Raw genomic sequence first — 25,727 nt, 5'->3', positions numbered from 1 at the left:
AGCGACTTGTCAGACTTCCCCGGCAAGATGGGCGCATGGCCGGGGATGAATCCACACTGGCGCCGGTCCGCCGGCGGCGGGCCGGGTCGATGGAACTGTTGCTCATCGCCCTCACCGCACTGGCGCTGTCGGGTTCCTGGGTCAGCGGTGTCCTGACCGACCATGCCCGCCTGGCCGCCGCGGCCACGGTGTTCTGCGGCGTCTTCGTGCAGGCGCTGCCGTTCCTGGTGCTGGGCGTCATCGTCAGTGGGCTCGTGGCCGCATATCTCACCGCGGAGCGGCTGGCCCGCCTGCTGCCGCGCCGGCCGGCGCTCGCGGTGGCGGTGGCGGGTGTCGGCGGTGCCGCGCTGCCCGGCTGCGAATGCGGCTCGGTGCCCGTGGCGCGCCGGTTGTTCAGCGGGGAGACGGCCGGGGCCGCCCTGACCTTCATGCTGTCCGCCCCGGCGATCAACCCGGTGGTGCTGGTGGCGACGGCCGTCGCCTTCCCCGGCCAGCCGCAGATGGTGGCGGCGCGGTGTGTGGCATCGCTGCTGACCGCGGTGGTGATGGGGCTGCTGTGGCAGCGCTGGGGCCGCGCCGAATGGGTGACCCGCGCACTGCCCGCTCATCACGATGACGGCGCGTCCCGATTCACCGTCTTCAGCGAGGCGGCCCGGCATGACTTTCTGCAGTCCGCGGCCTATCTGGTGCTCGGCGCCGGCGCGGCGGCGGTGCTGCGCGCGGCCGTGCCGCCATGGGTGTTCGAGCACGTCGCCGGCAATCTGGTGATCGGCGTCGTGACCATGGCGCTGCTGGCGGTGGTGCTGGCGCTGTGTTCGGAGGCCGACGCGTTCGTCGCGGCCAGCCTGACCATGGTCCCGCTGGTGCCGCGCCTGGTGTTCCTGGTGGTCGGCCCGGCCGTGGACGTCAAGTTGTTCGCGATGCAGGCCGGGGTGTTCGGCCGGCCGTTCGCGATGCGATTCGCGCCGGTGACCCTCGTGGTGGCGACGGCCAGCGCGACGGCCGTCGGCCTGCTGATGCTCGGGGGTGCGCCGTGAGCCGCGAAACCCAGAACATTCTGATGCTGCTGATCGGGCTCAGCACTGGCCTCATTGCGGTGAAGGGCACATACCTGAATTTCGTGAAGCCGGCGCTGCTTCCGTGGCTGGTGGTCGCCGCCGTCCTGCTGGTGGCGCTGGCTCTGGTGTGCCTGGTGCGGGACCTGCGCCACGGGCCGCCGAGCGGGCATCACCACCGCGGGCTGTTGGCGTGGCTGCTGCTGATCCCGGTGGCGCTGACCGCGTTCGTCACCGTGCCGCCGATGGGCGCGGTCGGTGCCGAGACGGTGACCGCGGCGGTCGCGCCGCCGCAGCGGGCCTTTCCGCCACTGCCGGCCGACGGTGTGGTGTCGCTGCCGGAGGTGGTGTTGCGGGCCGCCGCTGATTCGACGAAAAGCCTTGAAGGACGCACTATCACGGTCACCGGGTTCGTCATGGGCGACGATCTGGCCCGCGTCGTGATTGTGTGTTGCGCCGCCGACGCGCAGCTGGCCCGTGTCCGGCTGACCGGCGCCATCGGTTCGCACCCGGACGACACCTGGCTGAAGGTGCAGGGCAAGGTGATACCCGGGTCGTCCAGCCCGTCCACGAATTTCGTCCCGACCATGGAAGTGACCAGTGCCGACCCAATTCCCAAGCCCCGCAACACCTACGCGTACTGACGCCCAGGCCCTGCTCGAACAACTCGCCGGCCCCGGAGCCGTGCTGCGCGACGACCAGTGGGTGGCCATCGAGGCCTTGGTGGTGCACGGCCGGCGGGCGCTGGTGGTGCAGCGCACCGGGTGGGGCAAGTCCGCGGTGTACTTCATCGCCGCCAAATTGCTGCGGGCGGCGGGCCGCGGCCCAACGGTGATCGTCTCGCCGCTGCTGGCGCTGATGCGCAACCAGGTGGCTGCAGCTGAACGTGCGGGCGTCAGAGCCGCGACCATCAACTCGAGCAACGTCACCGAATGGGATGAGGTCCACCAGCGCGTCGCAGCCGGGGACCTCGACGTGCTGCTGGTCAGTCCGGAGCGCTTGAACAATCCCGACTTTCGCGACACGGTGCTGCCGGCGCTGGCCGCCGATGCGGGGCTGGTCGTGGTCGACGAGGCGCACTGCGTCTCGGACTGGGGCCATGACTTCCGGCCCGACTACCGGCGCATCCGCACACTGATCGGCGAGTTGGGTTCGGGCATACCGGTTCTGGCCACCACCGCGACCGCCAACGACCGCGTGGTGCAGGACGTCGCGGCGCAGTTGGGCGTCGGCGGTGCTGACAAGGACACCCTGGTGCTGCGCGGCGGGCTGGACCGCGAGTCGCTGCGGCTGTCGGTGGTGCAGGCCGGGGGACCGGCGCAGCGTGCGGCATGGCTTGCGGCGCATCTGGATTCGCTGCCCGGTTCCGGCATCGTCTACACCCTGACGGTGTCGCAGGCCCACGACATCGCCGCGCTCCTGCGCGAACAGGGCCACACCGTGGCCTCCTACACCGGGTCCACCGAGGCCGCCGAACGCGAGCAGCTGGAAGCCGACCTGCTGAACAACCGGGTCAAGGCATTGATCGCCACCTCCGCGCTGGGCATGGGGTTCGACAAACCGGACCTGGGTTTCGTGGTGCACCTGGGGGCGCCGTCGTCGCCCATCGCGTACTACCAACAGGTGGGCCGTGCCGGTCGTGCCACCGCCAGTGCCGAGGTGATCCTGCTGCCGGGGCGGGAGGATGCCGACATCTGGCGGTACTTCGCGTCGGTGGCCTTCCCGTCGGAAGCCTTGGTGCGCAAGGTGATCAGTGAGCTCGAACCGGACCGCGCGCTGTCCACGGCCGCGCTGGAACCGCTGGTCGACCTCAACCGGTCCCGGCTGGAGATGGTCCTCAAGGTGCTCGACGTCGACGGTGCGGTGCGCCGCGTCAAGGGCGGCTGGATCAGTACCGGTGAGCCGTGGTCGTACGACGAGAAGCGTTACCGGAACCTGGACGCCGCGCGGCAGCGTGAGCAGCAGGCGATGCTCGACTACCAGGCGACCACCGAGTGCCGAATGGTGTTCCTGCGCAGCCAACTCGACGATCCCGAGCTCGACGGCAACGGCTGCGGCCGGTGCGACAACTGCGCCGGCTCGCACTACACGGCTGACGTCGACGCCGAGGCTGCGTCGACAGTGCGGGACCAGCTGATGCGTCCCGGTGTCGAGATCGCGCCGCGCAAGCAATGGCCAACAGGGTTGGGTTCCTTGGGAATTGCGCTCTCCGGTCGGATTGCGGGCGGTGCCGAACCGGGCCGCGTGATCGGGCGGCTCACCGACCTCGGTTGGGGTGCACGCTTGCGGCAACTGCTCGACGGGCCGGATGGCGAGGTGCCCGACGCCGTCGTGCAGGCGGCCGTTGCGGTGCTCAAGGCCTGGAATTGGAAGGAACGTCCGGTGGCGGTGCTGGGCCTGGATTCCGAATGTCACCCGCAATTGATCGGCTCGCTGGTGACCCGGTTGGCGGAACTGGGCCGGTTGCAGAACCTGGGCACGCTGCACTACCGGCCGCAGCGGCGGCCCGTGACGGCGGCCAATTCTGCGTACCGCGTTGCGGCGCTGGTGGATTCGTGGGAGGTGCCGACGCTGGACGTGAGCGGTCCGGTACTGCTGGTCGACGATCTGGTCGACACCGGCTGGACCATGACCATGGCGACGCAGGCGCTGCGCACCGCCGGGGCGCCCGCCGTGCTGCCGTTCGCGATCGCGTCGGTCAGCTGAGTCGGCTACGGCCGGCGCAGGCTTAGTTGATCGACCACCGCGTCGACGCCACGCAGGTGGATGTCGTTGCGGTGCATCGTGTCCCACTGCCCGCGGGTCATGGTGAACTCCAGCATGGTGTCGAGCACACCACGCCGTGACTGCCGGGACGATCCCGTCTGCGCATAGGGCAGTGACCGCGTGACACCGAGCGACGCCGCGTTGTCGTGCCACGCGGCGGTGCGCGCGACATCGGCGTCGAACCCGGCGAAGATCAGGTGCAGCGCGGCCGCCCGCATCTCCCGGCCGAGGCCGCGGCCCTGATGGCGGCGGCCCAGCCAGGACCCGGTGGACACGGTCCGGCGGGTGGGGAAGCCGTCGGCAGTCACGGCGCACACGCCGACGGCGTCGTCACCGACGATGACGGCCATCGGCACGTCCCAATGCTCCGTCGAGACCTCGGCGCGGGTCTGCCGGAAGTACTGCACGGTGTTGCGCTCCAGCTCGGGAGGGACCGCGTCGGTCCACGGGACCGCGAACGGCATCGCGGCCGGATCGTGGATGCCTTCGGCGGCCAGGCGGGCAAGTTCGTCGGCCAGGCCCTCGGTGACGTGGCACAGCCGCAGAACCGGGGTGATCACCTCCAGGTCCGCCAGTGGCCAGGGCGAAGGGCGCATGCCCAATACCAACACAGCCGAGCTAATTCACGAAAGTGAATATTTGCCGCTTCCAACCGTGCTGACCTGCAACTTCGGTCGCTTGTGTAACAGCAGCACCGTGGCGAGCGAAATTACCCCCAGAGGCCGGGGAAGACCGATGCGGCCAGGACCAAGGAGGACTCCATGACTCGTGCCGTGACGTTCGGCCGTTCCACTCTCGGATTCATCGCTCTGGGCGCCGCCTGCGCCGCGATTGCCACGCCCCAGGTGCACGCTGATCCGGTGAGCCCGACATCGCCGACCACCTCGGCCACCGCGTCGCCGACCACGACGGCGACCACCGCCGCGACCCCGACCACCTCGGCTACGCCGACCACGTCGACCACGGCGCCGTCGACCACCACGACCACCACCGTGGCGCCGGCCGCCACCGTCGCCGACTGCAGCACCGCGACGCTGTCCAAGACCATCAGCACGGTGACCCTGCAGCTCTCGGACTACTTCGCCGCGCACCCGGATGCCGACGCGGCGCTGCTCGACGCCACCCGGCAGTCGGCATTCGCCGCCATGAGCCAGTTCGACAGCTACTTCAAGGCCCACCCCGACGAGGCCGACGCGCTGCGCGGCATCCAGGCTCCGCTGGCCGCCTACAAGGACCGCTGCGGCCTGCAGGTCGCGCCGACCGACGCCCTGGCAGTGCTGAACGGCGTCTAGCCGGGCTGCGACCCGCCCAGCTGCGCCGTCAGCGTCGCAGCTGCGGCGACCAGTCCACGTGCCCGCTTGGTGATCTCCGCATCGGTGAGGGCGTGGCCGATCTGCAGTGACAGCACCATCACCTGACGTTGATGATGGTCGAACACCGGCGCGGCGATGACGCTGATGTCGTGCTTGGAGCGCCCGCTTGACTCGCTGGGCAGGTACACGCGCTCGCCGATGTCGGAGACGAGTTCGCCCAGTAGGACCCGCAATTCGTCGGGCAGGTTGCTCGACATGCCCGCCATCATGGCGTACAGCCGCCGGCCGCCGGGCGTCAGCCGTTCGACGAGATAACCCGATTCGCGGCACTCGGCGATGACGCGCTCCAGCCGAGCACTGTCGGTGCGCAGCGGAATGGTGGGCTCCTTGGCCAGCCAGTCGCGCACGGCGCGCTCGTCCCACAGCACGAACATGAGCCCGACGGGCGGGGCGAACGGATAGCTCTGCCCGACCTGCACCGGCTCCGGACTGCCCGGCGGCGCAACAAGTTCCAGCAGCGTGATGCGATCGTCGATCACCGCCGACAGCGCCGCCGTGGCGTTGAACGCCTCTGACAGCCGGCGCAGTTCGGCCCGCGCAGCCGGGCTGATGCGCATGGACTCCTGCGCGGTGTGGCCCAGCGTGATCAACCGCGGGCCCAGGCGGTAGGTCTTCTCGGCGGTATCGCGCACCAGATACCCGGCTTCGGCGAGTGTGGTGACGATGCCCAGGCAGGTGGGCTTGCTGAGGTCGAGCCGGCGCGCCAACTCGGACAGCCCGAACTGCTCGTGGGGGTGCCGGGCCAGGAAATCCAGCACCGCGACGACGCGAGCGGTGGGCGGCGACGCGCGACCGGTGTCAGTCATGGCAAGCAATGTACGACAGCGGTCCAAATATGGACCGCCGTCGGGGAGTTCTGCCACCCCGGCTGAGCTGCACGGCATTGACGATGACTGCAACGCGTTCTACTCTTCAGTCGGAATATCTACCGATGCGTTCCAATATTGGAACGGAAGGGTGCTACCGAATGTTTTCGCAGTCATTCGTCGACGCCGTCGCCGAGGCGGAGCGCCTCGTCGCCGCAGCGCCGTTCATCGAATCCGAAGCCGACCTGCTCGAAGGCCTGCAATACCTCGCCGGCTGCATCGCGTCGTGCACGCACGTGGCGTTCGACTTCGACAGGGACCACCCGTTCCTGCACAGCGGCACCGGGCCGTTCGAGAAGATGGGCCTCGACAATCCCGACACCATGTACTTCGGCACCCGCGTGCAGCCGGGCCACGAGTACGTCGTCACCGGACGTCGCGGCACCACCACCGACGTCAGCTTCCAGTTGCTCGGTGGCGAGTACACCGACGCGAACGTGCCGGACAGTGAAACGGCGTTCGACGACCGCAAGCTCGATATCGCCGCCGACGGCACGTTCGAGTGGCGGTTCACCCCGGCCACCCCGGCGCAGCTGGTGATCCGCGAGGTCTACAACGACTGGTCGGCGCAGCGTGGTTCGTTCGCCATCGCCCGCACCGACACCGCGGGCACCGCGCCCGAGCCGCTGACGCGTGAGCTGATCGAGAAGCGTTACGCCGTCGCCGGCAAGCAGCTGGTGCAGCGGGTCAAGACCTGGCTGCAGTTCCCGAAGTGGTTCTACGACAACCTGCCGGTCAACACGCTCACCGCGCCGCGGCTGACCCCGGGCGGGCTGGCCACCCAGTACTCGTCTGTCGGCCACTACGACATGACGCCGGACCAGGCCATGGTCATCACGCTGCCGGTGTCGGACGCGCCGTACCTGGGCTTCCAGTTGGGCAGCCTCTGGTACATCTCGCTGGACTACATCAACCACCAGACGTCGCTGAACGGCACTCAGGCGCAGGCGGATCCGGACGGCAAGATCCGGATCGTGGTGTCGGAGAACAACCCCGGCGTGACCAACTGGTGCGAGACGCTCGGTCACGCCAGGGGCTACCTGCAGTTCCGCTGGCAGCGGGTGTCGCGCGAGCTGACGGCCGAGGACGGCCCGACGTGCGAGGTCGTGGGTCTCGACGAGGTGGCCTCGAAGCTGCCGTTCTACGAGACCAACAAGATTTCCGAAGAAGATTGGCGCGCGCGGATTGCACTGCGCCAGAGGCTTATTGGCGAGAGGATGGTGGGCTGACCGTGAGTGGACTGCTCGATGGAAAGGTCGTGGTGATCAGCGGCGTCGGGCCTGGGCTCGGAACGACGCTGGCGCGCCGATGTGCGGAGAACGGTGCCGACCTGGTGCTGGTGGCCCGCACGGTGGAACGGCTCGAGGTCGTCGCCAAGGAGGTGACGGAGCTGGGCCGGCGCGCGCTGGTGGTGGGCGCCGACATCACCGACGAGGAGCAGGTCGCCAATGTGGTGGCCCGTACCACGGAGGAGTTCGGTAAGGCGGACGTGTTGATCAACAACGCGTTCCGGGTGCCGTCGATGAAGCCCTTCGCGAACACGACCTTCGAGCACATGCGCGATGCGATCGAGCTGACCGTGTTCGGTGCGCTGCGCATGACGCAGGGCTTCACCCCGGCGCTCGAGACGGCCAAAGGCTCTGTGGTGAACGTGAATTCGATGGTCGTGCGGCATTCGCAGGCCAAGTACGGCGCCTACAAGATGGCGAAGTCGGCGCTGCTGGCCATGTCGCAGACCCTCTCGACCGAGCTGGGCGAGAAGGGCATCCGCGTGAACTCCGTGATGCCGGGCTACATCTGGGGCGAAACCCTGGAGGGTTACTTCAGCCATCAGGCGCAGAAGTACGGCACCACCGTCGAGCAGATCTACGCGGCGTCGGCCGCCGGCTCCGACCTGAAGCGCCTGCCGACCGAGGACGAGGTGGCTTCTGCCATCCTGTTCCTGGCCAGCGACCTGGCCAGTGGCATCACCGGTCAGTCGCTCGACGTCAACTGCGGGGAGTACAAGGCATGAGCGCACTTCGGACGAACGTCGGCACTGTCGAGGACCTGCACGCCTCGGCCGTCAAGGCCTGCGGCCTGGACGACTTCGGTGGTGACGACGACAACTATCTGGAAGCCCTTGGCGTGCTGCTGGATTCGTACCAGCGCGAGGCCGACCTGACCGAGCTCGGCAGCAAGATGCAGCGGTTCTTCACCCGCAACGCGCTGGTGGCGCGTCTGGTGTCCAACGCGGCGTTCAAGCAGTACCCGCAGCACGCCGATGTGCCGATCGAGCGGCCGATCTTCGTCACCGGCCTGCCGCGCACCGGCACCACGGTGATCCACCGGCTGCTGACGGCCGACCCGCGACACCAGGGCCTGGAGATGTGGCTGGCCGAGTTCCCACAGCCGCGACCGCCGCGTGAAACCTGGGCGGACGACCCGGTTTTCGCGGCACTGGACGCCCGCTTCAAGAAGGAGCACGAGGAGAACCCGGACTACACGGGCCTGCACTTCATGACGGCCGACGAGGTCGAGGAATGCTGGCAGCTGCTGCGGCAGTCCCTGCACTCGGTGTCGTACGAGACGCTGGCGCACGTCCCGTCGTACGCGCAGTGGCTGGCACAGCAGGACTGGACCAAGTCCTACCAGCGGCACCGCAAGAACCTGCAGCTCATCGGTTTGAACGAGCCCGAGAAGCGTTGGGTGCTCAAGAATCCCAGCCATCTGTTCGCGCTGGAGGCCCTGTTCAAGGTGTACCCGGATGCGCTCGTCGTGCAGTGCCACCGGCCGGCCGAGACCATCCTGGCGTCCATGTGCTCGCTGTCGCAGCACACCACGGCCGGCTGGTCGAACACCTTCACCGGCAAGGTGATCGGTGAAGATGCGCTCGAAACCTGGTCGCGCGGGCTCGAGCTGTTCGACGCCGAGCGGGCCAAGCATGATCCCAAGCAGTTCTGCGACGTCGACTACTTCGAGTTCATCAAGGACCCCGTCGGCGCCGTCGAGGGCATCTACCGCACGTTCGGCATCGAGTTCACCGATGCCGCACGCCAGGCCATCACCGAGAGCCACGCGCAGAGCCAGCAGGGTCCGCGCGCGCCGAAGCACACCTACTCGCTGTCCGACTACGGGCTGACCGAGGAGCAGGTCAAGGAGCGCTTCGCCAACCTGTAGCGGCCGGACGATCGCGAAAACCCCCTGAATCAACTGATTCAGGGGGTTTTCGCGTTTCTGCGCGAGAGAAACTCAGCCGTCGCCGGGGGAGGGAGCGGTGGAGAACTCCTCCAGGCATCCCTCGGCGACCGCGTGCTTGATGCTGTCGGACATCTTGGGGCACGAGCGGCTGCGACTGGGATCGCCGCCTTCGGCGCGGATCTCGCTGAAATATGCGCACCGCTGCGTCGCCTCCGAATTCCACTGCACCGCAGTGTGTTCCGGACCCAACTTCTTCACCGAGACCGTCGAGTGGCAGAACCGGCAGTCGACCGGAACCAGACCCGAGGTCAGGTACCGCTGCCGGTCGGCCGCGGTGGCTTCACGAACCGCGGCCAGGCGCACCGGGTCGCCGGCGAAATCCGGTGCCTTGGACCAGGATCCGTTCGCCGGCGCATCGGATGCGGGATGGGCGTGGTCGTCGTCTTCGCCGTGACCCATCAGCTGCAGCATCGAACGGGCCAGGCTCTCGGCTTCGTCGGCGGTGCCGACGAATGGGCTCCGAGCCTGATCCCGCTCGCTGTGCTGGGGCATCAGCTGGACTGCTCTGCTGATTCCTTGGCCTCGGCCTGCAGGCGCAGGTTCTCGGCCACTTCGCCCTGCCACTTCTCGTTGGCGACCGTGGTGTCGATCTCCAGCTCGAAGCGGTCGGTCATGTCCGGGGTGATGTCGGCGACGTCGACGTAGAACTGCTGGTACCAGCGGCGCATCTGGTAGACGGCGCCGTCTTCTTCGACCAGCAGCGGGTTGTCGATGCGGGTCTTGTGCTTCCAGATTTCGACGTCCTGCAGGAAGCCCTTGCTGACCCCGTCGGTCATGGCGTCGGCGAGCTTCTGGATGGTCTTTTCGTCCATGCCCTTGGGCTTTTCGACGATGACGCCCCACTGCAGCACGAACGCGTCCTGGCTGACCGGGTAGTGGCAGTTGATCAGGATCGACTCGGCCTTGTAGCCGCTGTAGTTGTTGTGCAGCCAGTTGATCATGAACGACGGCCCGAAGTACGAGGCCTCCGAATCCAGGTGCGCCTCGCCGTACTGGGTGCCCATGCCACCGATGTCCGGCCGGCCCACGTTGTGCAGGTACTGGCTGGCGATGTGACCTTCGAAGACGTTCTTGAAGTACGTCGGCAGGCCGTAGTGAATGTAGAAGAAGTGCGCCATGTCAGTGACGTTGTCGATGATCTCGCGGCAGTTGCTGCCCTCGATCAGCAGCGAGTTCCACTGCCAGTCGGTCCAGTTGTCACTGTGGAATTCGGGGATCTCGGGGATCCGCACCTCTTCCTGAGGCGGGTTGCCCTCGTGGTCGTGCCACACGAAGAGCAGACCGCCACGGACGTCGGTGTGCCAGGCGCGGGTACGGGCCAGGCGCGGCGTGCGCTTGGCGTAGGGCACCAGCTGGCACCTGCCGTCGCCGCCCCAGCGCCAGTCGTGGAACGGGCATGCGACCGCATCCCCCTTGATGGTGCCCTGCGACAGGTCACCGCCCATGTGGCGGCAGTAGCCGTCCAGGATTTTCAGGTCACCCTTCGAGTCCGCGAACACCACCAACTTGGTGCCGAACGCCTCGAACGAATGCGGCTTGCCGTCCAGGAAGTTCTTCACAGGACCCACGCAGTGCCATCCACGGGCAAAGCGGTCCGGCAGCACGCCGGTATCGATCTCGCGAACCCCCGCGGTTTCGGTGCTCACCTTGGCCTCCCAATCTGTGCCTAGTAACTAGAACACGTTACAGTTTTTCCTCGGTGCAGCGCAATGCAAGCGTCCCCACCTGCGGTGTATTGCGAGGGCGAGCGAAGCGACGGGGTAGGTTCTGTCCATGCCGCTTTACTCCTTCGAGGGCCGGAGCCCGGTCGTCGACCCCACGGCGTTCATCGCCCCCACCGCCGTGCTGATCGGCGATGTTCGTGTCGAAGCCGGGGCCTCGGTGTGGTTCAACGCGGTTCTGCGCGCCGATTACGCGCCCGTCGTCATCCGCAACGGTGCAAACGTGCAGGACGGGTCGGTGCTGCACGCCCCTCCCGGCATTCCGGTCGACATCGGGCCCGGCGCGACCATCGCGCACCTGTGCGTCGTGCACGGCGCCCATGTCGGTGCCGAAGCACTCATCGCCAACAACAGCACCATCCTCGACGGCGCGGTGATCGGCCGCCGCAGCCTGGTCGCCGCCCATTCGCTGGTGGTCGCCGGAACCAAGATCCCCGACGAAGTGCTGGTCGTGGGTTCGCCGGCCAAGATTCGCGGCCCGATCTCCGGAACCGGTGCCGAGACGTGGATCAACACCAATCCGCAGGCCTACCGCGAACTGGCAGAGCGCTACCTGACGGGTCTCGAAGAGCTGTAGCGCCCGGATTTCGTGGAAATCTGACATTCGGGCCGACGTTCGGCCAAGACTGGGCGCATGAAGCTGCCGCTCGTCGTCCTGGCCGGTGCCTCCATTGCGCTGACGGCTCCGTCCGCGCACGCCGCGCCGCCGCCCAACTTTCCCGACTTCACGGGCTTCAGCGTCGTCACGTCGACGCATCTGGCGACCTACCAGCGCACCGATCAGCAGGTGGTGAAGTTCTCAACACCCGAGGGCCTGGCATGCCTCATCAGCGCGCTGGGCGGCGTGGCGCCGAGCGTGCGGTGCTACGGCCCGGTGCCGGGGACGACGGGCCTGCCCGTCACCGCCGATCCCAACGCCAAGGCGCCCCGCGATTTCGGGGTGGCGCAGCTGCACGCGGCCAACGAGGGCACGATCAGCAACTACCGCGGTGACTACCCGACCGATCTGGCCGGCGCACCACTACTCGCGCCGGGGGAGAAGGTCACTCTGACGACGATGACGTGCGGCGTGGTGGCCGGTGGCGTCACCGCCTGCATCGACTCCACCGGCGGCGGCCACGGCTTCGTCCTGCAGCCGTCGGGCTCCTGGACTTTCTAACGAGCGATTTGTGCACGATTTTCCGCGGCCAGCGCGGAAAATCGTGCACAAATCACGAGGTACGCGGCGCTTCCCAGAAGGCGCGCAGCGCCAGGAGTTGCCCGGCCTCGTTGGCGCGGTAGGTGAAGACGCCGTGGGTGGTGAAGTCGTGCCCGCCGATGGTGGTCACGATGTTGCCGACGTTGGCTTCCTCGTCACCGCACTGGTAGGTGGTCTCGAAGTTGAACACGAGACTGTCGGTGGGCGCGATCGCCTTGTCCCAGAAGGCCGAGATGGCTTCCTTGCCGCGGTGCCCCTTGCCCTCGGGATCGAGGAACGACGGCCCGATCGGGTCCTGCACGATGGCGTCGTCGGCGAAGTTGGCCAGCCAGGCCTCCTTGTCGCGGGCGGCCACGGCATCGCGGGACCGCTTGCCGGCCAGGTGCGCGGGGTGATTCGGGTCGGAAACCGTCATGTCAGTTCTTTCCGGGCTTGTCGCTCGAGACGACCCACATCGAGTAGTACTGTGCGCCACCGCCGTACGCGTGGCCCAGCGCCTTACGGGCGCCCTCGACCTGGTGGTCGCCGGCCTTGCCCATGACCTGGATGGCCGACTCGGCGAAGCGGATCATGCCGGATGCGCCAATGGGATTCGACGACAGCACACCGCCGGAGGCGTTGAACGGAATCCGACCGCCGATGGCCGTCTCGCCGGCCTCGGTCAGCTTCCAGCCTTCGCCCTCGGGCGCGAAGCCGAGGTTCTCCAGCCACATCGGCTCGTACCAGGAGAACGGCACATAGACCTCGGCGCAGTCGATTTCGTCGATCGGGCTGGTGATCCCGGCGTCGCGCCAGAGGGCAGCGGCCGCGTCGCGGCCGGCCTGCGGGTTCACCTGGTCGCGGCCCGAGTAGGCCAGCGGCTCGGTGCGCAGCGCGGTGGCGTGGATCCAGGCCACCGGGTGCCCCTCGGCGACGCGGGCGTCGGCCACTTCCTCATTGCCGATGACCAGGGCGGCCGCGCCGTCCGACGACGGGCAGGTCTCATCGAAACGGATTGGGTCCCAGAGCATCTGCGATGACATCACCTTCTCGACGGTGATGTCGGGCTGGTGCAGGTGCGCCAGCGGGTTCTTGGCGCCGTTGAGCCGGTCCTTGACCGCCACCATGGCGCCGATGTGCTCGGGCGCGCCCGAGCGGCGGATGTAGGCGCGCACGTGCGGGGCGAAGTAACCGCCCGCGCCGGCACCGACGGGCTTGGTGAACGGCACCGGAATCGACAGTGCCCACATGGCATTCGACTCGGACTGCTTCTCCCACGCCATGGTCAGGACGCGGCGGTACTTGCCGGACTTGACCAGGCTGGCGGCGACGATCGCGGTCGAGCCACCCACCGAACCGGCGGTGTGCACGCGGATGAGCGGCTTGTTGGTGGCGCCGGTGGCGTCGGCCATGAACAGCTCGGGCATCATGACGCCCTCGAAGAAGTCCGGTGCCTTGCCGACGACGACGGCGTCGATGTCGGCCATCGTGCAACCGGAGTCCGCGAGCGCGCGGTCGATGGCCTCGCGCACCAGGCCGTTCATCGAGACGTCGGAACGCTTGGCGACGTACTTGGTCTGTCCCGTACCGAGGACGGCAGCTTTGTTCGCCATCAGTTCTTACCCTCCAGGACGGCAATCAGATTCTGTTGCAGCGCAGGACCACTCGTGGCGTGGGCCAGGACGCGGTTCGCCGAGCCGTTGAAGATGTGCTCGGCGGCGAAGCCGATGCGCTCCAGGCCGGCGGAGAACATCGGGTTGGCGGCCAACGCGCCACCCGACGGGTTGATCTTGGTCGAGTCCTTGAGCCCGATCGCCTCGGTGAGGATCAGCTGCTGGTGGCTGAACGGCGCGTGCAGTTCGGCGATGTCGATCGAACCGGCGTCGCCGCCGGTGGCGGCCTGCGCCGACGCGGCCGTCGAGGGCGAGGTGGTCAGGTCGCGCGCACCCAGGATCGGAGTCTCGATGCGGTGCTCGAAACCGGTGATCCAGGCCGGGTTTTCGCGCAGTTCCCGGGCCTTGTCGGCCGACGCCAGCACGATCGCCGACGCGCCGTCGGTGATCGGGGCGATGTCGTGGCGACGCAGCGGATCGGCGAAGTACGGCTGGGCCAGCAGTTCGCTGATGGATCCGGTTGGTGCCACCTTGTCCGTGCGGCCGCCCGCGGCGTAGGAGTCCAGCGCCACCTGGGCCATCTGCTCGGCCGTCCACTTGCCGGCATCCAGACCCAAGCGGGCCTGCAGGCCGGCCATCGAGACGGCGTCCGGCCACAGCGGCGAGACGGTGTACGGGTCGGTCTGCAGGGCCAGCACCCGGCGCAGGGTGCCGGCGCTGCCCTTGCCGAAGCCGTAGACCAGCGCGGTGTCGACCTCGCCCGTCAGGATCTTGATGTAGGCCTCGTACAGCGCCCAAGCGGCGTCCATCTCGACGTGCGACTCGTTGATCGGCGGCACCGCGCCGATCGAGTCGATGGCGGAGATGAACGAAAATGCCCGGCCGGCAAGGTAATCCGAGGAGCCCGAGCACCAGAAACCGATATCGGTCTGCTGCAGGCCCAACTCGGTGAACAGCTTGGCAAAGCACGGCATCAGCATCTCGACGCCGTTCGTGGTGCCGTCGGTGCGGCGCACATGCGGGGCATGCGCGAACCCGACGACCGCTACTTCACTGGAAGTCATTGTGGCCCTTTACAGGTGGTGCTTGTACGAGTCGTAGTCGGCGTCGGGTTCGCCGGATGGTTTGAAGTGCGAGATGTTGTCGATGCCCAGGCCCCACTCCTCGCGGGGCTTCCACACCGCCTGGACCCGCATGCCCATCCGGACATCGGCCGCGTCGATCTCGGTGACCAGGTGCAGGAACGGGATGTCGGCACCGTCGAGCAGCACGTAGGCGGCCACGTACGGCGGCTTGATGCGCTGACCCGGGAACGGGATGTTGATGATCGCGAAGGTGGTGACGGTGCCGCGGTCGGGCAGCTCGACGAACTCGTCGAGAACCATGCCGGTGGCCGGGTCGGCCTCCTTCGGCGGGAACAGCACCGGGCCGGGCTTACCGTCGCGGCCGACCTTGGTGCGGCCACCGAGCAGCTTGCCCTCCTGCAGACCGCGCAGGAAGGTGCTCTCGGGAAGTGAAGCGGTGTGCTGGATTTCGATGGACGACGGCGAGACCAGCATGGTCACCGGGTCGCGGTCGTCGGCCGGCAACGGTTCTTCGGCGTCTTCACCGGGCACGAAGTACGCGATGTCCGTGATGGCGCCGACGGGCTCGTCGACCCAGTGCGCGCGGACGCGATCGCCGGACTTCAGCGACCCCTCAGGCGCGTCGACGGCGTGCAACAGCGGGGTGTCCGCGCCGTCGAGCTTGATGAGCGCCCAGGCGAACGGGCGCTGCAGGGGCTGGCCTTCCAGCGGCTCGGGCTGCCAGGTCCACGACACCACGGTGCCGACACTGGAAACCGGAACCACCTCGGTCAGGGCCTCGTACGTGACAGGGTCATACTCGGCGGGCGGGACGTGTACCCGGCCGTCCGAACCGCGGGTGCCGACGATGCGTCGTCCGCGCAGCGCGGTGAAGAACTGACTCAGGACCGGACCGACTGAACGGGTGTAGTCGAATGACAGTTTCAGCGGAGCCGAAAGGGGCGGCTCATGGCCTGCCATCTGGGCTGGGCTGCTTTGGCTAACGCTCACGGCATCGAGTAGAACAGGTTCTAACAATCGTGGCAAGCACGTTCGGAAAGGCGACCCCATGAAACTCGGTTTGCAGCTCGGATACTGGGGCGCCAAGGCGCCCACCGACCACGCGACGCTCGTCGCCGCCGCGGAGGAAGCCGGTTTCGACACCGTCTTCACCGCGGAGGCCTGGGGCTCGGACGCCTACACCCCGCTGGCCTGGTGGGGCCGGGAAACCACGCGGATGCGCCTGGGCACCTCGGTGATCCAGATGTCGGCCCGCACCCCCACGGCGTGCGCCATGGCGGCCCTCACGCTCGACCACCTGTCGGGCGGTCGGCACATCCTCGGCCTCGGCGTCTCGGGGCCGCAGGTCGTCGAGGGCTGGTACGGCCAGAAGTTCCCGAAGCCGCTGGCCCGCACCCGCGAGTACATCGACATCCTGCGCAAGGTATGGGCCCGCGAGGCCCCGGTGACGAGCGACGGCCCGCACTACCCGCTGCCGCTCTCGGGTGAGGGCACGACGGGTCTGGGCAAGCCGCTCAAGCCGATCACGCATCCGCTGCGCGCGGACATCCCGGTGATGCTGGGCGCCGAAGGCCCCAAGAACGTCGCGCTGGCCGCCGAGATCGCCGACGGGTGGTTGCCGATCTTCTACTCGCCCCGGATCTCCGGCATGTACAACGAATGGCTCGACGAGGGCTTCGCGCGCGCCGGCGCTCGCCGGACCCGCGAGACGTTCGAAATCTGTGCCACCGCACAGATCATCGTCACCGACGACCGGCCGATGGTCATGGAGATGATGAAGCCGCACCTGGCGCTCTACATGGGCGGCATGGGTTCGGAGGACACCAACTTCCACGCCGAGGTGTACCGCCGCATGGGCTACTCCGAGGTCGTCGACGATGTCACCAAGCTGTTCCGCAGCGACCGCAAGGACGAGGCGGCCAAGGTCATTCCGGACGAGTTGGTCGACGACTCCGCGATCGTCGGCAACCTGGACTACGTCAAGGAACAGATCAAGGCCTGGGAAGCCTCGGGCGTGACGATGATGGTCGTCGGGGCCAAGTCGGTCGAGCAGATCAACCAGCTGGCTGAATTGGTCTAGTTTCCCTCGCGAACAGACGTAAAACTGTCGTTTTGGGCTGTCGACGTGCAGTTTTGCGTCTGCTCGCGAAGTTGGCAGTAGACACTTATTGCAAAGTGTCTATAACGTGTTCTAGATTTGTGCTGTGACAGACGCCACCGAGTCCGCACCGTCGCAGCATGTCATTGCCGGCACCGTGCTGACCATGCCCGTGCGCGTCCGGAAGGCGACGCAGCACATGGCGATGTTCTCGGTCGACGCCGATGCCGCACAGCGCATGATCGACTACAGCGGCCTGCAGGTGTGCCGGTTTCGCCCGCGCCGGGCGGTGGCCGTGCTGATGCTGATGCACTACGTCGACAGCGACCTCGGCGAGTACTACGAGTACGGCACCAACATCATGGTGAACCCGCCCGGCTCGAACGCCTCGGGCCTGCGCGCCCTGCAGTCCGCCGGCGCCTTCATCCATCACCTGCCCGTCGACCAGGCCTTCACGCTGGAAGCCGGTCGATCGATCTGGGGTTATCCGAAGGTCATGGCGGACTTCGCCGTCCGTGACGGGAAGAACTTCGGCTTCGACGTCACCATCGACGGCCGGTTCGCCGTCGGGATGGACTTCCGGCCCGGCCTGCCGGTGCCCGCGCCGTCGAAACCCCAGGCGCCCCCGACCTATTCGCACCTCGACGGTGTCACCCGCGAGACCGTCGGCGTGATGAGACCGTCCGGCGTGCGCTACCGGCCCGGGGGCGTGACGGTGCGCCTCGGTGACCACCCGTACGCCCGGGAATTGGCGGCCCTCGGATTGCCGAAACGCGCCATGCTCTCGGGTTCCGCTGACAACGTAGACATGACCTTCGCCGACGCTCAGGAGATCAAGTGACCAGTGTTATCACCCGCCCCGACGTTGACCTGGCCGACGGCCGGTTCTATGCCGACCGGGCAGCCGCGCACGAGGCGTACCGGTGGATGCGGGCCAACGAGCCGGTGTTCCGGGACCGCACCGGACAGGCCGCGGTGACGACCTACCAGTCCGTCCTCGACGCCGAGCGCAATGCCGAGCTGTTCTCCAACGCCGGCGGCATCCGCCCCGACCAGCCGGGGATGCCGTACATGATCGACATGGACGATCCGGCACACCTGTTGCGGCGCAAGCTCGTCAACGCCGGCTTCACCCGCAAGCGCGTCATGGACAAGGTGCCGTCGATCGGGCGTCTGGTCGATGCGCTGATCGACAACGTCTGCGAGAAGGGCGAGGCCGACTTCGTCCGCGACCTGGCGGCCCCGCTGCCCATGGCCGTCATCGGCGACATGCTCGGCGTGGTGCCCGAAGAGCGCGAGATGTTGCTCGACTGGTCCGATGAGCTGGTGTCGGGGCTGTCGTCGCACCTGGACGAGACGTCGATCCAGAAGCTGATGGAAACCTTTGCGGCATACACCGCTTTCACCATGGACGTCATCAAGGACCGGCGGGCCAACCCGACCGACGACCTGTTCTCGGTGTTCATCAACTCCGAGGTCGAAGGTCAGCGGCTGAGCGATGACGAGATCGTCATGGAGACACTGCTGATCCTGATCGGCGGCGACGAGACCACGCGGCACACGCTGTCCGGCGGCACCGAGCAGCTGATGCGCAACCGCGACCAGTGGGACCGCCTCGTCGCGGATCCGTCGCTGATGCCCGGCGCGATCGAGGAGATGCTGCGCTGGACCTCGCCCATCAAGAACATGTGCCGCATCCTGACCGCCGACACCGTCTTCTACGGCACCGAGCTGAAGAAGGATGAGAAGGTCATGCTGATGTTCGAGTCGGCGAACTTCGACGGTGACCAGTTCCCGAACCCGGACGAGTTCCACATCGACCGGAACCCCAACAGCCACTTGGCTTTCGGCTTCGGCACCCACTTCTGCATGGGCAACCAGCTGGCCCGGCTGGAGCTGCGCCTGATGACCGAGCGGCTGCTGCAGCGCCTGCCCGACCTTCGCTTGGCCGACGGTGCGGAGATCCCCCTGCGTGCCGCCAACTTCGTCAGCGGCCCCGAAGCCATGCCGGTGGTGTTCACCCCGACTGCCCGGGTGCTCTGAGCTAGCTGCTCACAGCGGCCGGCACCGTCATCGAGATGACGGTGCCGGGAGTGCCGGTGACGGCGAATTCGCCGCCCGTGGCAAGCACTTTCGTGCAGATCGACGCGAATCCGATGTGACCGTCCTCGACGCTCTGCGCGAGCCGGTCCGGCGGGATGCCGACGCCGTCGTCGGCGATGCGTAGTTCGGCACGGTTTCCCTTGTGCGCCAGCGTGAATCGCAGATTGTCGGCGTGCGCGTGCTTGATCGCGTTGGTCGAGAACTCCCGGGCCGCGCTGTAGAGCAGATGGTCGGCGTCGGTGCGCAGGCTGTCGGGCCAGTCGTCGGCGTCCAGATGAACCGTGATGCTGGTCCGTGCGCCGATGCCGTCGGCCAGCGCGGTGATCGCGGCCTTGAGGCCGGAGCGGGCCAGCACCTCGGGATGTAGTTCGCGCACCACGTCGCGCAGCAGCCGGGAAGATTCCGCGAGCGCGAAGTCGACGCGGTCCATGCCCTCGACCGACCCGTCACGGACGTCCTCCATGTCGTGCCGCGCCACCAGGACGTACTGCAGCGCACCGTCGTGCAGGCGCTCCGAGAGGGATTGACGTTCGCGCTTCTCCAGGCTGATCACCTCTTCGAGCAGACGGGTCCGCTCCTGGGCCAGCCCGGCGATGGTCCTGGTCTTGGACTGCTGCACCCACGACAGCGCGACCGAACCGGCGGCCAGGCCGAACACGATGGCGGTCCGCAACAGGATCGAGGCCCAGGGTTCGTGACCGTTGGCCTCGCGGTCGATCCAGTTCACGACGAAGAACGTGGCGACGGTGGGAATCGCGATCATGGCGCTGACGGCGGGATCGAGCTGAGCTGCCGCGATCAGCGGGATCAGGAAGAGCCCGTGCTGCATCACGTCCGACGTCCACGTCTCCGGGGAACTGAGCCCGCTGTCCACCGAAATGACCGCCACCACAGTCAGATCCGCGCACAGCATGAGCAGCGCCACGGCGCGCTGGGTGCGTCGATCGGAGTGGTCGGCCGAGCGTCGTCCCCACCAACCCCACGCCGCGACCATCGCGACGTAGCAGGCGAAGATGCCCCAGTGCAGCCGCAGGTTCGCGTTCGGGGGCTCCAGCAGCAGGCCGAATCCGACGAACACCGCCAGCAGTGCCCGCAGGGCGAACTGCAGCAGCAGGCCACGCACCAGCGAGGTGTCGGTGGTTGGCATCTGAGTCCCCCCGGCTTTCGTGATTTGTGCACGATTTTCCGCGATGGCCGCGGAAAATCGTGCACGAATCACGCAAAAGATTCGACGATCGACTCTCGGGGGTCGCGCCAGGTCAGGCTCAGGTCGGACAAGGTCAAGCTGTCGTCGGTGGGGACGGCGGCCGTCAGCAGCAGGGCGGCTTCGTAGCTCAGCCCCTCGGCCAGGGGCAGCCAGCGCCCGGCGGCATCCGACACCCGGCCCACGCCGCGAAACATGCCCGGCGACAGCGGAATCCGCCGGATCGGCCGGCCCAGCGCCGACTGCAGCGCGTCGACCATCTGATCGAACGTCAGCAGCACGCCGCCGCAGACATAGCGCTTCGGGCCGCGGCCGGGCCGCATCAGCGCCGTGTGTACCCGGGCCACGTCACCGACGTCGATCATCTGCATGCCGCCGCGCAGCCGCGGGGCGACGCGGTAGCGCACGATGGGGTCCCAACCACGTTGTGTCACACCGACTGCCGTGTGGAACGCCGGTCCGACGACCGACGACGGGTACGTCACGACGACGGGCGCGCCCTCGGCCTGCAGCCGGCGGGCGGCGTTGTCGGCGTAGGCCTTGGTGCGGGCATAGTCGCTACGGCCGGGCGCCGGGGGAGTGTCGGGCCCGATCACGCCGTCAGCCGGCGGGAACAGCGAGCTGTAGGACGACACCGAGACCACGGGGTCCAGCCCGAGCTCACATGCCCGCGTCAGCAGGGCCTCGGTGGCGTAGGCGTTGATGTCCCACATCAGCTGGGTGCGCCGGCCGTCGGTGCCGACGACGCCGGCCGCGTGCAGCGCGGCGTCGCAGCCGGTCAACAGCTCGGAAACCGTTGCGGGGTCGCGGATGTCGCCGGTCAGCACCTCGAGCGGCCCCAGCTGGCCCAGCGCGTCGAGCGCGGCGGCGTCGCTGCCGCCGGGAACCACCAGCAGCCGGACCGTATGTCCGGCGGCCAGCAGGGCGCGGACGGTGTGGGCACCGACGTAGCCGGTGCCGCCCGTCACTGCGATGTGCATCAGCGCATCTTGAACTGCGGTGCGCGCTTCTCCTTGAAGGCCAGCGGGCCTTCCTTGGCGTCCTCGGACAGGAACACCGGGATGCCGTTGGCGGTGTCGGGCTTGAAGGCGTCGTTCTCGTGCATGCCCTCGGTCTCGCGGATGGTCTTGAGGATGGCCTGCACCGCCAGCGGACCGTTGTTGTTGATCACCTCGGCGATCTCGAGAGCCTTCTCCAGCGCGGTGCCGTCCGGAACCACGTGGCCGATCAGCCCGTAGTCCAAGGCCTGCTGCGCGGTGATGTGCCGGCCCGTCAGCAGCATGTCGCACGCGATGGTGTACGGAATCTGGCGCACCAGGCGCACCGCCGAACCGCCCATCGGGTACAGGCTCCACTTGGCCTCGGAGATGCCGAACTTGGCGCTCTCCCCGGCGACGCGGATGTCGGTGCCCTGCAGGATCTCGGTGCCGCCGGCGATGGCCGGGCCCTCGACTGCCGCGATCAGCGGCTTGGTCAGGCGGCGGCCCTTGAGCAGACCGTCGATGCGCGACGGGTCGTAGCTGCCGTCCTTGAACGAGTCGCCCGGCGGCTTCTTGGCGGCGCCCTTGAGGTCCATACCGGCGCAGAAGTAGCCGCCCGCACCGGTCAGGATGCAGGTGCGGATCTCCGGATCGCTGTCGACGCGGTCCCACGCCTCGACCATTATCGAGAGCATCTCGCCTGAGAGGGCGTTGCGGGCCTCGGGCCGGTTCAGGGTGACGATCAACGTGTGTCCGCGCTGCTCAATGAGGGCGTCGGCGGTTTTTTCGGGTGCGCTCACGGGTACCAACTTCCGGTCTCGAGATCGTTAGACTTGTCACAAAATGTAACACGTTCTAGTTTATGTAACGTGGCTCTGAACATCGCAGATCTCGCCGAGCACGCCATCGATGCTGTGCCGGACCGCGTCGCACTCATCTGTGGCGACGAACAGCTGACCTATGCCCAGTTGGAGGAGAAGGCCAACCGCCTGGCTCACTACCTCCAGTCGCAGGGCGTGAAGAAAGACGACAAGGTTGGGCTCTACTGCCGCAACCGTATCGAGATCGTGATCGGGATGCTCGGCATCGTCAAGGCCGGCGCGATCCTGGTCAACGTCAACTTCCGCTACGTCGAGGGCGAGCTGAAGTACCTGTTCGACAACTCGGACATGGTCGCCCTGATCCATGAGCGCCAGTACTCCGACCGGGTCGCCAATGTGCTGCCCGAGTTGCCGCTGCTGAAGACGATCCTCGTCGTCGAGGACGGGTCCGACAACGACTTCCAGCGCTACGGCGGCGTCGAGTTCTACTCCGCCATCGCCGACAGCTCGCCCGAGCGTGACTTCGGTCCGCGCAGCGAGGACGACATCTACCTGCTCTACACCGGCGGCACCACCGGATTCCCCAAGGGCGTCATGTGGCGGCACGAGGACATCTACCGAGTGCTGTTCGGCGGCACCGACTTCGCCACCGGCGAGCCCATCGCCGACGAGTACGACCTGTCCAAGCAGGCCGCCGCCAACCCGCCGATGATCCGGCTCCCCATCCCGCCGATGATTCACGGCGCGACGCAGTCCGCCACCTGGATGGCGCTGTTCACCGGCCACACCGTGGTGCTGATGCCAGAGTTCGACGCCGACGCCGCGTGGCGAATGATCCACGAGCACAAGGTGAATCTGCTGTTCTTCACCGGTGACGCCATGGCCCGGCCGCTGCTGGACGCGCTGCTGGCGCATCAGGACGCCGGCAACGAATACGACCTCTCCAGCTTGTTCCTGCTCGCCAGCACCGCCGCCCTGTTCTCGACCAGCCTCAAGGAGAAGTTCCTCGAGCTGCTGCCGAACCGCGTGATCACCGACTCGATCGGCTCGTCGGAGACCGGCTTCGGCGGCACCAGCATCGTGGCGAAGGGCCAGTCGCACACCGGCGGTCCCCGCGTCACCATCGACAAGAACACCAAGGTCCTCGACGAGGACGGCAACGAGGTGGTTCCGGGCTCGGGCGTGCGCGGCATCATCGCCAAGTGCGGGCACATCCCGGTCGGCTACTTCAAGGACGAGAAGAAGACCGCCGAAACCTTCCGCACCTACAACGGGGTCCGGTACGCGATCCCCGGCGACTACGCCGAGGTCGAGGCCGACGGCAGCGTGACGATGCTGGGCCGCGGCTCGGTGTCGATCAACTCCGGTGGCGAGAAGATCTACCCCGAAGAGGTCGAGGCCGCGCTCAAGGGACACCCGGATGTGTTCGACGCCCTGGTCGTCGGCGTTCCGGACCCGCGCTTCGGCCAGCACGTCGCGGCCGTCGTACAGCCGCGCGAGGGCACCAAGCCGGCGCTGGCCGACCTGGATGCGTTCGTGCGCAGCGAGATCGCCGGCTACAAGGTGCCGCGCAGCCTGTGGCTGGTCGACGAGGTCAAGCGGTCCCCGGCCGGTAAGCCGGACTACCGCTGGGCCAAGGAGCAGACCGAGGCGCGTCCCGCCGATGAGGTGCACGCGAAACACGCAGGCGCACAAGCCTAGTCAGGAACGAGAGATGAAAACCGAACTCTGCGAACGCTTCGGCATCGAATACCCGATCTTCGTCTTCACGCCGTCGGAGAAGGTGGCCGCGGCCGTGACCCGCGCCGGCGGCATGGGCGTGCTGGGTTGCGTCCGGTTCAACGACGCCGACGACCTCGAGAACGTCCTGCAGTGGATGGACGCCAACACTCTCGGCTTGCCCTACGGCGTCGACATCGTGATGCCGGCCAAGGTGCCCACCGAGGGCACCAGCGTCGACATCAACAAACTGATCCCGCAGTCGCACAAGGACTTTGTCGCCAAGACCCTCGCCGATCTCGGCGTGCCGCCGCTGCCGGCGGACGAAGAGAAGAACGAAGGCGTGCTCGGCTGGCTGCACTCGGTGGCGCGCAGCCACGTCGAGGTGGCGCTCAAGCACCCGATCAAGCTGATCGCCAACGCCCTCGGTTCGCCGCCGAAGGACGTCATCGACCAGGCGCACGCCGCCGGGGTTCCGGTGGCCGCCCTGGCCGGCTCGGCCAAGCACGCGGCGCGGCATGTCGAGAACGGCGTCGACATCGTCGTCGCACAGGGGCATGAGGCCGGTGGTCACACCGGTGAGATCGGCTCCATGGTGTTGTGGCCGGAAATTGTTGATGCCCTTGATGGTTCGGCCCCGGTGCTCGCCGCGGGTGGCATCGGCACGGGTCGGCAGCTGGCCGCCGCACTGGCACTGGGTGCGCAGGGCGTCTGGATGGGCTCGGCGTTCCTGACCTCGGCCGAGTACGACCTCGGCGTGCGCCTGGAGTCGGGCGTTTCGGTTGTGCAGCAGGCGATGCTGAACGCGACCTCGGCCGACACCGTCCGCCGCAAGATTTACACCGGCAAGCCGGCGCGGCTGCTCAAGAGCCGCTGGACCGACGCCTGGGACGCCGAGGGTGCGCCCGATCCGCTGCCCATGCCGTTGCAGAACATCCTGGTCAGTGAGGCGCATCAGCGGATGAACGAGTCCACCGATCCGACCGCGGTCGCGATGCCGGTCGGTCAGATCGTCGGCCGGATGAACGAGATCCGCCCGGTCGAGGTCATCATCGCCGAGCTGGTCGCCGAGTTCGAGGCTGCCACCAAGCGCCTGGATGCCATCCGCGACAACTGATTTCGCGCGCGGCAGGTGAGTTTCAGCGCTACGGCGTGATCTTCACCTGCCGCGCCACCACATCGGTGGCCGCCTGGATGATGGGCGTCTGGTCCGCCGCGCCGTCCGCATTCAGTTGCAGGACATAGGTTGCCCCGTCAGACGGGAAGATGACCGTCTGCTGCGCGACGAACTTCGTCTTGCCGTCGGAAACCCAGGTACCGGCGATCCGGTAGGCGGGGTAGTCGCGCACCTTGGTCTCGGTCCCGGGGCCCGACGGTGTGAAGCCCGGGAGGTTCTGAATCTCTCCGGGTGCGGTTGCCATCAACGCCTTGGCGTCGACGTCACCGGTCAGCTTCGACAGCAGCGCGATCACGCTGGGCGCATAGTTCGCCGCGTCGACCGGTCCGGTGTAGATGATCGAGTCGTAGGCCCACGGCGGGTTGTCGTCACCGGAGGCCCGCCAGCCATCGGGCTTCGGTAGGTCGACCTTCGGTTCGCCCGGGTCGGTGCGGTGCACCTGCTGTTCGGTGATCTTGTGCTCTTTGATGTAGCTGGCGATCGTCGGGTTCGGGCCGTCGGTGGCATTGTTGTTGCCGGCGTCCGCGGCGGTCGCCGCTGCGCTCGTCACATTGTCGGACGACGCGCTTGCGTCTTTGCCGGAGTCGCAACCGGCCAGCACCACAGACAGTGCGGTCGCCGCCGCGACGAGGCCGGTGATCGCGGACGTTCTCATACGGCCGAGACTAATCGACAACGCTCGCGGTGATCCTGTGAGCCGGACGGGGAGCTACTCGAAACCGGCTCTAG

General features: G+C 67.5%; 26 protein-coding genes. 14 read left to right on the top strand and 12 right to left on the bottom strand.

The window, feature by feature from the left end:
- The first annotated feature begins 35 nt into the window (after window positions 1–35).
- Genes ACZ5IQ_RS25555 through ACZ5IQ_RS25545 form a run of 3 tightly spaced genes read left to right on the top strand, consistent with a single transcriptional unit; the run spans window position 36 to window position 3,761 of the window.
- The gene (locus ACZ5IQ_RS25555) at window positions 36–1,037 is read left to right on the top strand and encodes a permease (RefSeq protein ID WP_464480461.1); all 1,002 of its coding nucleotides are present in this window, start codon (window positions 36–38) and stop codon (window positions 1,035–1,037) included.
- Complete coding sequence (locus tag ACZ5IQ_RS25550; protein ID WP_464480460.1) at window positions 1,034–1,699, top strand: TIGR03943 family putative permease subunit; 666 nt, start codon at window positions 1,034–1,036, stop codon at window positions 1,697–1,699. Before ACZ5IQ_RS25555 ends, ACZ5IQ_RS25550 begins: the two co-directional genes overlap by 4 nt.
- Window positions 1,656–3,761 carry a RecQ family ATP-dependent DNA helicase gene (locus ACZ5IQ_RS25545; RefSeq protein ID WP_464480459.1) on the top strand — a complete coding sequence of 702 codons (2,106 nt, stop codon included), beginning with the start codon at window positions 1,656–1,658 and terminating at the stop codon, window positions 3,759–3,761. Before ACZ5IQ_RS25550 ends, ACZ5IQ_RS25545 begins: the two co-directional genes overlap by 44 nt.
- Before the next feature lie 5 nt (window positions 3,762–3,766).
- Here ACZ5IQ_RS25545 and ACZ5IQ_RS25540 read toward each other — a convergent pair whose 3' ends face one another.
- Window positions 3,767–4,417, bottom strand: coding sequence for a GNAT family N-acetyltransferase (locus tag ACZ5IQ_RS25540; RefSeq protein ID WP_212807213.1), 651 nt, complete (start codon window positions 4,415–4,417; stop codon window positions 3,767–3,769).
- 165 nt (window positions 4,418–4,582) lie between these two features.
- Between ACZ5IQ_RS25540 and ACZ5IQ_RS25535 the strand changes: the two genes are divergently transcribed.
- The gene (locus ACZ5IQ_RS25535; RefSeq protein ID WP_244872758.1) at window positions 4,583–5,113 is read left to right on the top strand and encodes a hemophore-related protein; all 531 of its coding nucleotides are present in this window, start codon (window positions 4,583–4,585) and stop codon (window positions 5,111–5,113) included.
- On the opposite strand, the gene ACZ5IQ_RS25530 is transcribed toward ACZ5IQ_RS25535, so the two are convergent.
- Complete coding sequence (locus tag ACZ5IQ_RS25530; RefSeq protein ID WP_464480458.1) at window positions 5,110–6,000, bottom strand: IclR family transcriptional regulator; 891 nt, start codon at window positions 5,998–6,000, stop codon at window positions 5,110–5,112. The two genes, ACZ5IQ_RS25535 and ACZ5IQ_RS25530, sit on opposite strands and share 4 nt — an antisense overlap.
- A gap of 161 nt (window positions 6,001–6,161) precedes the next feature.
- Here ACZ5IQ_RS25530 and ACZ5IQ_RS25525 point away from each other — a divergent pair, with 161 nt between their 5' ends.
- The 3 genes from ACZ5IQ_RS25525 to ACZ5IQ_RS25515 are packed head-to-tail and all read left to right on the top strand — an operon-like array spanning window position 6,162 to window position 9,219.
- A complete protein-coding gene (locus ACZ5IQ_RS25525; protein ID WP_464480457.1) occupies window positions 6,162–7,289 on the top strand; it encodes a hypothetical protein in 1,128 nt (375 codons plus the stop codon).
- Between the two features lie 2 nt (window positions 7,290–7,291).
- Window positions 7,292–8,074 (top strand): SDR family oxidoreductase, encoded by a 783-nt coding sequence (locus tag ACZ5IQ_RS25520; protein WP_318985464.1) that lies wholly within the window; start codon window positions 7,292–7,294, stop codon window positions 8,072–8,074.
- On the top strand, window positions 8,071–9,219 hold the full coding sequence (locus ACZ5IQ_RS25515) for a sulfotransferase family protein (protein WP_464480456.1): 1,149 nt from the start codon (window positions 8,071–8,073) through the stop codon (window positions 9,217–9,219). Before ACZ5IQ_RS25520 ends, ACZ5IQ_RS25515 begins: the two co-directional genes overlap by 4 nt.
- 72 nt (window positions 9,220–9,291) lie before the next feature.
- Here ACZ5IQ_RS25515 and ACZ5IQ_RS25510 read toward each other — a convergent pair whose 3' ends face one another.
- Together ACZ5IQ_RS25510 and ACZ5IQ_RS25505 are read right to left on the bottom strand one after the other, a co-directional pair.
- Window positions 9,292–9,792, bottom strand: coding sequence for a hypothetical protein (locus ACZ5IQ_RS25510; protein ID WP_318985466.1), 501 nt, complete (start codon window positions 9,790–9,792; stop codon window positions 9,292–9,294).
- Window positions 9,792–10,946, bottom strand: a complete 1,155-nt coding sequence (locus ACZ5IQ_RS25505; RefSeq protein WP_464480455.1) for a Rieske 2Fe-2S domain-containing protein — start codon at window positions 10,944–10,946, stop codon at window positions 9,792–9,794. The genes ACZ5IQ_RS25510 and ACZ5IQ_RS25505 overlap by 1 nt, the downstream gene beginning before the upstream one ends.
- Before the next feature lie 127 nt (window positions 10,947–11,073).
- Here ACZ5IQ_RS25505 and ACZ5IQ_RS25500 point away from each other — a divergent pair, with 127 nt between their 5' ends.
- Together ACZ5IQ_RS25500 and ACZ5IQ_RS25495 are read left to right on the top strand one after the other, a co-directional pair.
- Window positions 11,074–11,598 (top strand): gamma carbonic anhydrase family protein, encoded by a 525-nt coding sequence (locus ACZ5IQ_RS25500; RefSeq protein WP_318985468.1) that lies wholly within the window; start codon window positions 11,074–11,076, stop codon window positions 11,596–11,598.
- Window positions 11,599–11,655: 57 nt separating this feature from the next.
- Window positions 11,656–12,180, top strand: coding sequence for a hypothetical protein (locus ACZ5IQ_RS25495; protein WP_318985469.1), 525 nt, complete (start codon window positions 11,656–11,658; stop codon window positions 12,178–12,180).
- A gap of 52 nt (window positions 12,181–12,232) precedes the next feature.
- Here ACZ5IQ_RS25495 and ACZ5IQ_RS25490 read toward each other — a convergent pair whose 3' ends face one another.
- Genes ACZ5IQ_RS25490 through ACZ5IQ_RS25475 form a run of 4 tightly spaced genes read right to left on the bottom strand, consistent with a single transcriptional unit; the run spans window position 12,233 to window position 15,886 of the window.
- Complete coding sequence (locus tag ACZ5IQ_RS25490; RefSeq protein WP_020100770.1) at window positions 12,233–12,634, bottom strand: nuclear transport factor 2 family protein; 402 nt, start codon at window positions 12,632–12,634, stop codon at window positions 12,233–12,235.
- 1 nt (window position 12,635) lies between these two features.
- Window positions 12,636–13,811, bottom strand: coding sequence for a thiolase domain-containing protein (locus ACZ5IQ_RS25485; protein WP_406784561.1), 1,176 nt, complete (start codon window positions 13,809–13,811; stop codon window positions 12,636–12,638).
- Window positions 13,811–14,875: a thiolase domain-containing protein gene (locus tag ACZ5IQ_RS25480; RefSeq protein WP_464480454.1), complete on the bottom strand. Its 1,065-nt coding sequence runs from the start codon at window positions 14,873–14,875 to the stop codon at window positions 13,811–13,813. Before ACZ5IQ_RS25480 ends, ACZ5IQ_RS25485 begins: the two co-directional genes overlap by 1 nt.
- A 9-nt stretch (window positions 14,876–14,884) precedes the next feature.
- Window positions 14,885–15,886, bottom strand: a complete 1,002-nt coding sequence (locus ACZ5IQ_RS25475) for a Zn-ribbon domain-containing OB-fold protein (RefSeq protein ID WP_406784563.1) — start codon at window positions 15,884–15,886, stop codon at window positions 14,885–14,887.
- Window positions 15,887–15,944: 58 nt separating this feature from the next.
- Between ACZ5IQ_RS25475 and ACZ5IQ_RS25470 the strand changes: the two genes are divergently transcribed.
- From ACZ5IQ_RS25470 to ACZ5IQ_RS25460, 3 genes are all read left to right on the top strand, one after another.
- Window positions 15,945–16,976, top strand: a complete 1,032-nt coding sequence (locus tag ACZ5IQ_RS25470; protein WP_406784564.1) for an LLM class F420-dependent oxidoreductase — start codon at window positions 15,945–15,947, stop codon at window positions 16,974–16,976.
- A 184-nt stretch (window positions 16,977–17,160) separates the two neighbouring features.
- Window positions 17,161–17,835, top strand: a complete 675-nt coding sequence (locus tag ACZ5IQ_RS25465) for an acetoacetate decarboxylase family protein (RefSeq protein ID WP_406775275.1) — start codon at window positions 17,161–17,163, stop codon at window positions 17,833–17,835.
- Window positions 17,832–19,037, top strand: coding sequence for a cytochrome P450 (locus ACZ5IQ_RS25460; RefSeq protein ID WP_464480453.1), 1,206 nt, complete (start codon window positions 17,832–17,834; stop codon window positions 19,035–19,037). The genes ACZ5IQ_RS25465 and ACZ5IQ_RS25460 overlap by 4 nt, the downstream gene beginning before the upstream one ends.
- A gap of 1 nt (window position 19,038) precedes the next feature.
- Here ACZ5IQ_RS25460 and ACZ5IQ_RS25455 read toward each other — a convergent pair whose 3' ends face one another.
- From ACZ5IQ_RS25455 to ACZ5IQ_RS25445, 3 genes are all read right to left on the bottom strand, one after another.
- Complete coding sequence (locus tag ACZ5IQ_RS25455) at window positions 19,039–20,244, bottom strand: sensor histidine kinase (RefSeq protein ID WP_464480452.1); 1,206 nt, start codon at window positions 20,242–20,244, stop codon at window positions 19,039–19,041.
- 68 nt (window positions 20,245–20,312) lie between these two features.
- A complete protein-coding gene (locus ACZ5IQ_RS25450) occupies window positions 20,313–21,281 on the bottom strand; it encodes an NAD-dependent epimerase/dehydratase family protein (RefSeq protein ID WP_138250787.1) in 969 nt (322 codons plus the stop codon).
- Entirely contained in the window at window positions 21,281–22,081 is an 801-nt protein-coding gene (locus ACZ5IQ_RS25445) for a crotonase/enoyl-CoA hydratase family protein (protein ID WP_138250786.1), read from the bottom strand. The genes ACZ5IQ_RS25450 and ACZ5IQ_RS25445 overlap by 1 nt, the downstream gene beginning before the upstream one ends.
- 69 nt (window positions 22,082–22,150) lie before the next feature.
- Between ACZ5IQ_RS25445 and ACZ5IQ_RS25440 the strand changes: the two genes are divergently transcribed.
- Both ACZ5IQ_RS25440 and ACZ5IQ_RS25435 read left to right on the top strand, forming a co-directional pair.
- Complete coding sequence (locus tag ACZ5IQ_RS25440; protein ID WP_464480451.1) at window positions 22,151–23,803, top strand: acyl-CoA synthetase; 1,653 nt, start codon at window positions 22,151–22,153, stop codon at window positions 23,801–23,803.
- Window positions 23,804–23,816: 13 nt separating this feature from the next.
- Window positions 23,817–24,938 carry an NAD(P)H-dependent flavin oxidoreductase gene (locus tag ACZ5IQ_RS25435; protein WP_464480450.1) on the top strand — a complete coding sequence of 374 codons (1,122 nt, stop codon included), beginning with the start codon at window positions 23,817–23,819 and terminating at the stop codon, window positions 24,936–24,938.
- Window positions 24,939–24,966: 28 nt separating this feature from the next.
- On the opposite strand, the gene ACZ5IQ_RS25430 is transcribed toward ACZ5IQ_RS25435, so the two are convergent.
- Window positions 24,967–25,653: an LpqN/LpqT family lipoprotein gene (locus ACZ5IQ_RS25430; protein ID WP_267324105.1), complete on the bottom strand. Its 687-nt coding sequence runs from the start codon at window positions 25,651–25,653 to the stop codon at window positions 24,967–24,969.
- Window positions 25,654–25,727 lie beyond the last annotated feature (74 nt).

It is taken from the genome of Mycobacterium toneyamaense (genome assembly GCF_055384815.1).
This window is presented reverse-complemented; position numbering and strand designations above follow the sequence as displayed.

Bases quoted from the DNA above. Each gene is read 5' to 3' on its own strand.
- ACZ5IQ_RS25510 (WP_318985466.1), bottom strand. From the start codon at position 9,792: ATGCCCCAGCACAGCGAGCGGGATCAGGCTCGGAGCCCATTCGTCGGC.
- ACZ5IQ_RS25515 (WP_464480456.1), top strand. From the start codon at position 8,071: ATGAGCGCACTTCGGACGAACGTCGGCACTGTCGAGGACCTGCACGCC.
- ACZ5IQ_RS25530 (WP_464480458.1), bottom strand. From the start codon at position 6,000: ATGACTGACACCGGTCGCGCGTCGCCGCCCACCGCTCGCGTCGTCGCG.
- ACZ5IQ_RS25525 (WP_464480457.1), top strand. From the start codon at position 6,162: ATGTTTTCGCAGTCATTCGTCGACGCCGTCGCCGAGGCGGAGCGCCTC.
- ACZ5IQ_RS25485 (WP_406784561.1), bottom strand. From the start codon at position 13,811: ATGGCGAACAAAGCTGCCGTCCTCGGTACGGGACAGACCAAGTACGTC.
- ACZ5IQ_RS25470 (WP_406784564.1), top strand. From the start codon at position 15,945: ATGAAACTCGGTTTGCAGCTCGGATACTGGGGCGCCAAGGCGCCCACC.
- ACZ5IQ_RS25495 (WP_318985469.1), top strand. From the start codon at position 11,656: ATGAAGCTGCCGCTCGTCGTCCTGGCCGGTGCCTCCATTGCGCTGACG.
- ACZ5IQ_RS25490 (WP_020100770.1), bottom strand. From the start codon at position 12,634: ATGACGGTTTCCGACCCGAATCACCCCGCGCACCTGGCCGGCAAGCGG.
- ACZ5IQ_RS25455 (WP_464480452.1), bottom strand. From the start codon at position 20,244: ATGCCAACCACCGACACCTCGCTGGTGCGTGGCCTGCTGCTGCAGTTC.
- ACZ5IQ_RS25450 (WP_138250787.1), bottom strand. From the start codon at position 21,281: ATGCACATCGCAGTGACGGGCGGCACCGGCTACGTCGGTGCCCACACC.
- ACZ5IQ_RS25500 (WP_318985468.1), top strand. From the start codon at position 11,074: ATGCCGCTTTACTCCTTCGAGGGCCGGAGCCCGGTCGTCGACCCCACG.
- ACZ5IQ_RS25480 (WP_464480454.1), bottom strand. From the start codon at position 14,875: ATGACTTCCAGTGAAGTAGCGGTCGTCGGGTTCGCGCATGCCCCGCAT.
- ACZ5IQ_RS25555 (WP_464480461.1), top strand. From the start codon at position 36: ATGGCCGGGGATGAATCCACACTGGCGCCGGTCCGCCGGCGGCGGGCC.
- ACZ5IQ_RS25430 (WP_267324105.1), bottom strand. From the start codon at position 25,653: ATGAGAACGTCCGCGATCACCGGCCTCGTCGCGGCGGCGACCGCACTG.
- ACZ5IQ_RS25535 (WP_244872758.1), top strand. From the start codon at position 4,583: ATGACTCGTGCCGTGACGTTCGGCCGTTCCACTCTCGGATTCATCGCT.
- ACZ5IQ_RS25435 (WP_464480450.1), top strand. From the start codon at position 23,817: ATGAAAACCGAACTCTGCGAACGCTTCGGCATCGAATACCCGATCTTC.
- ACZ5IQ_RS25540 (WP_212807213.1), bottom strand. From the start codon at position 4,417: ATGCGCCCTTCGCCCTGGCCACTGGCGGACCTGGAGGTGATCACCCCG.
- ACZ5IQ_RS25465 (WP_406775275.1), top strand. From the start codon at position 17,161: ATGCCCGTGCGCGTCCGGAAGGCGACGCAGCACATGGCGATGTTCTCG.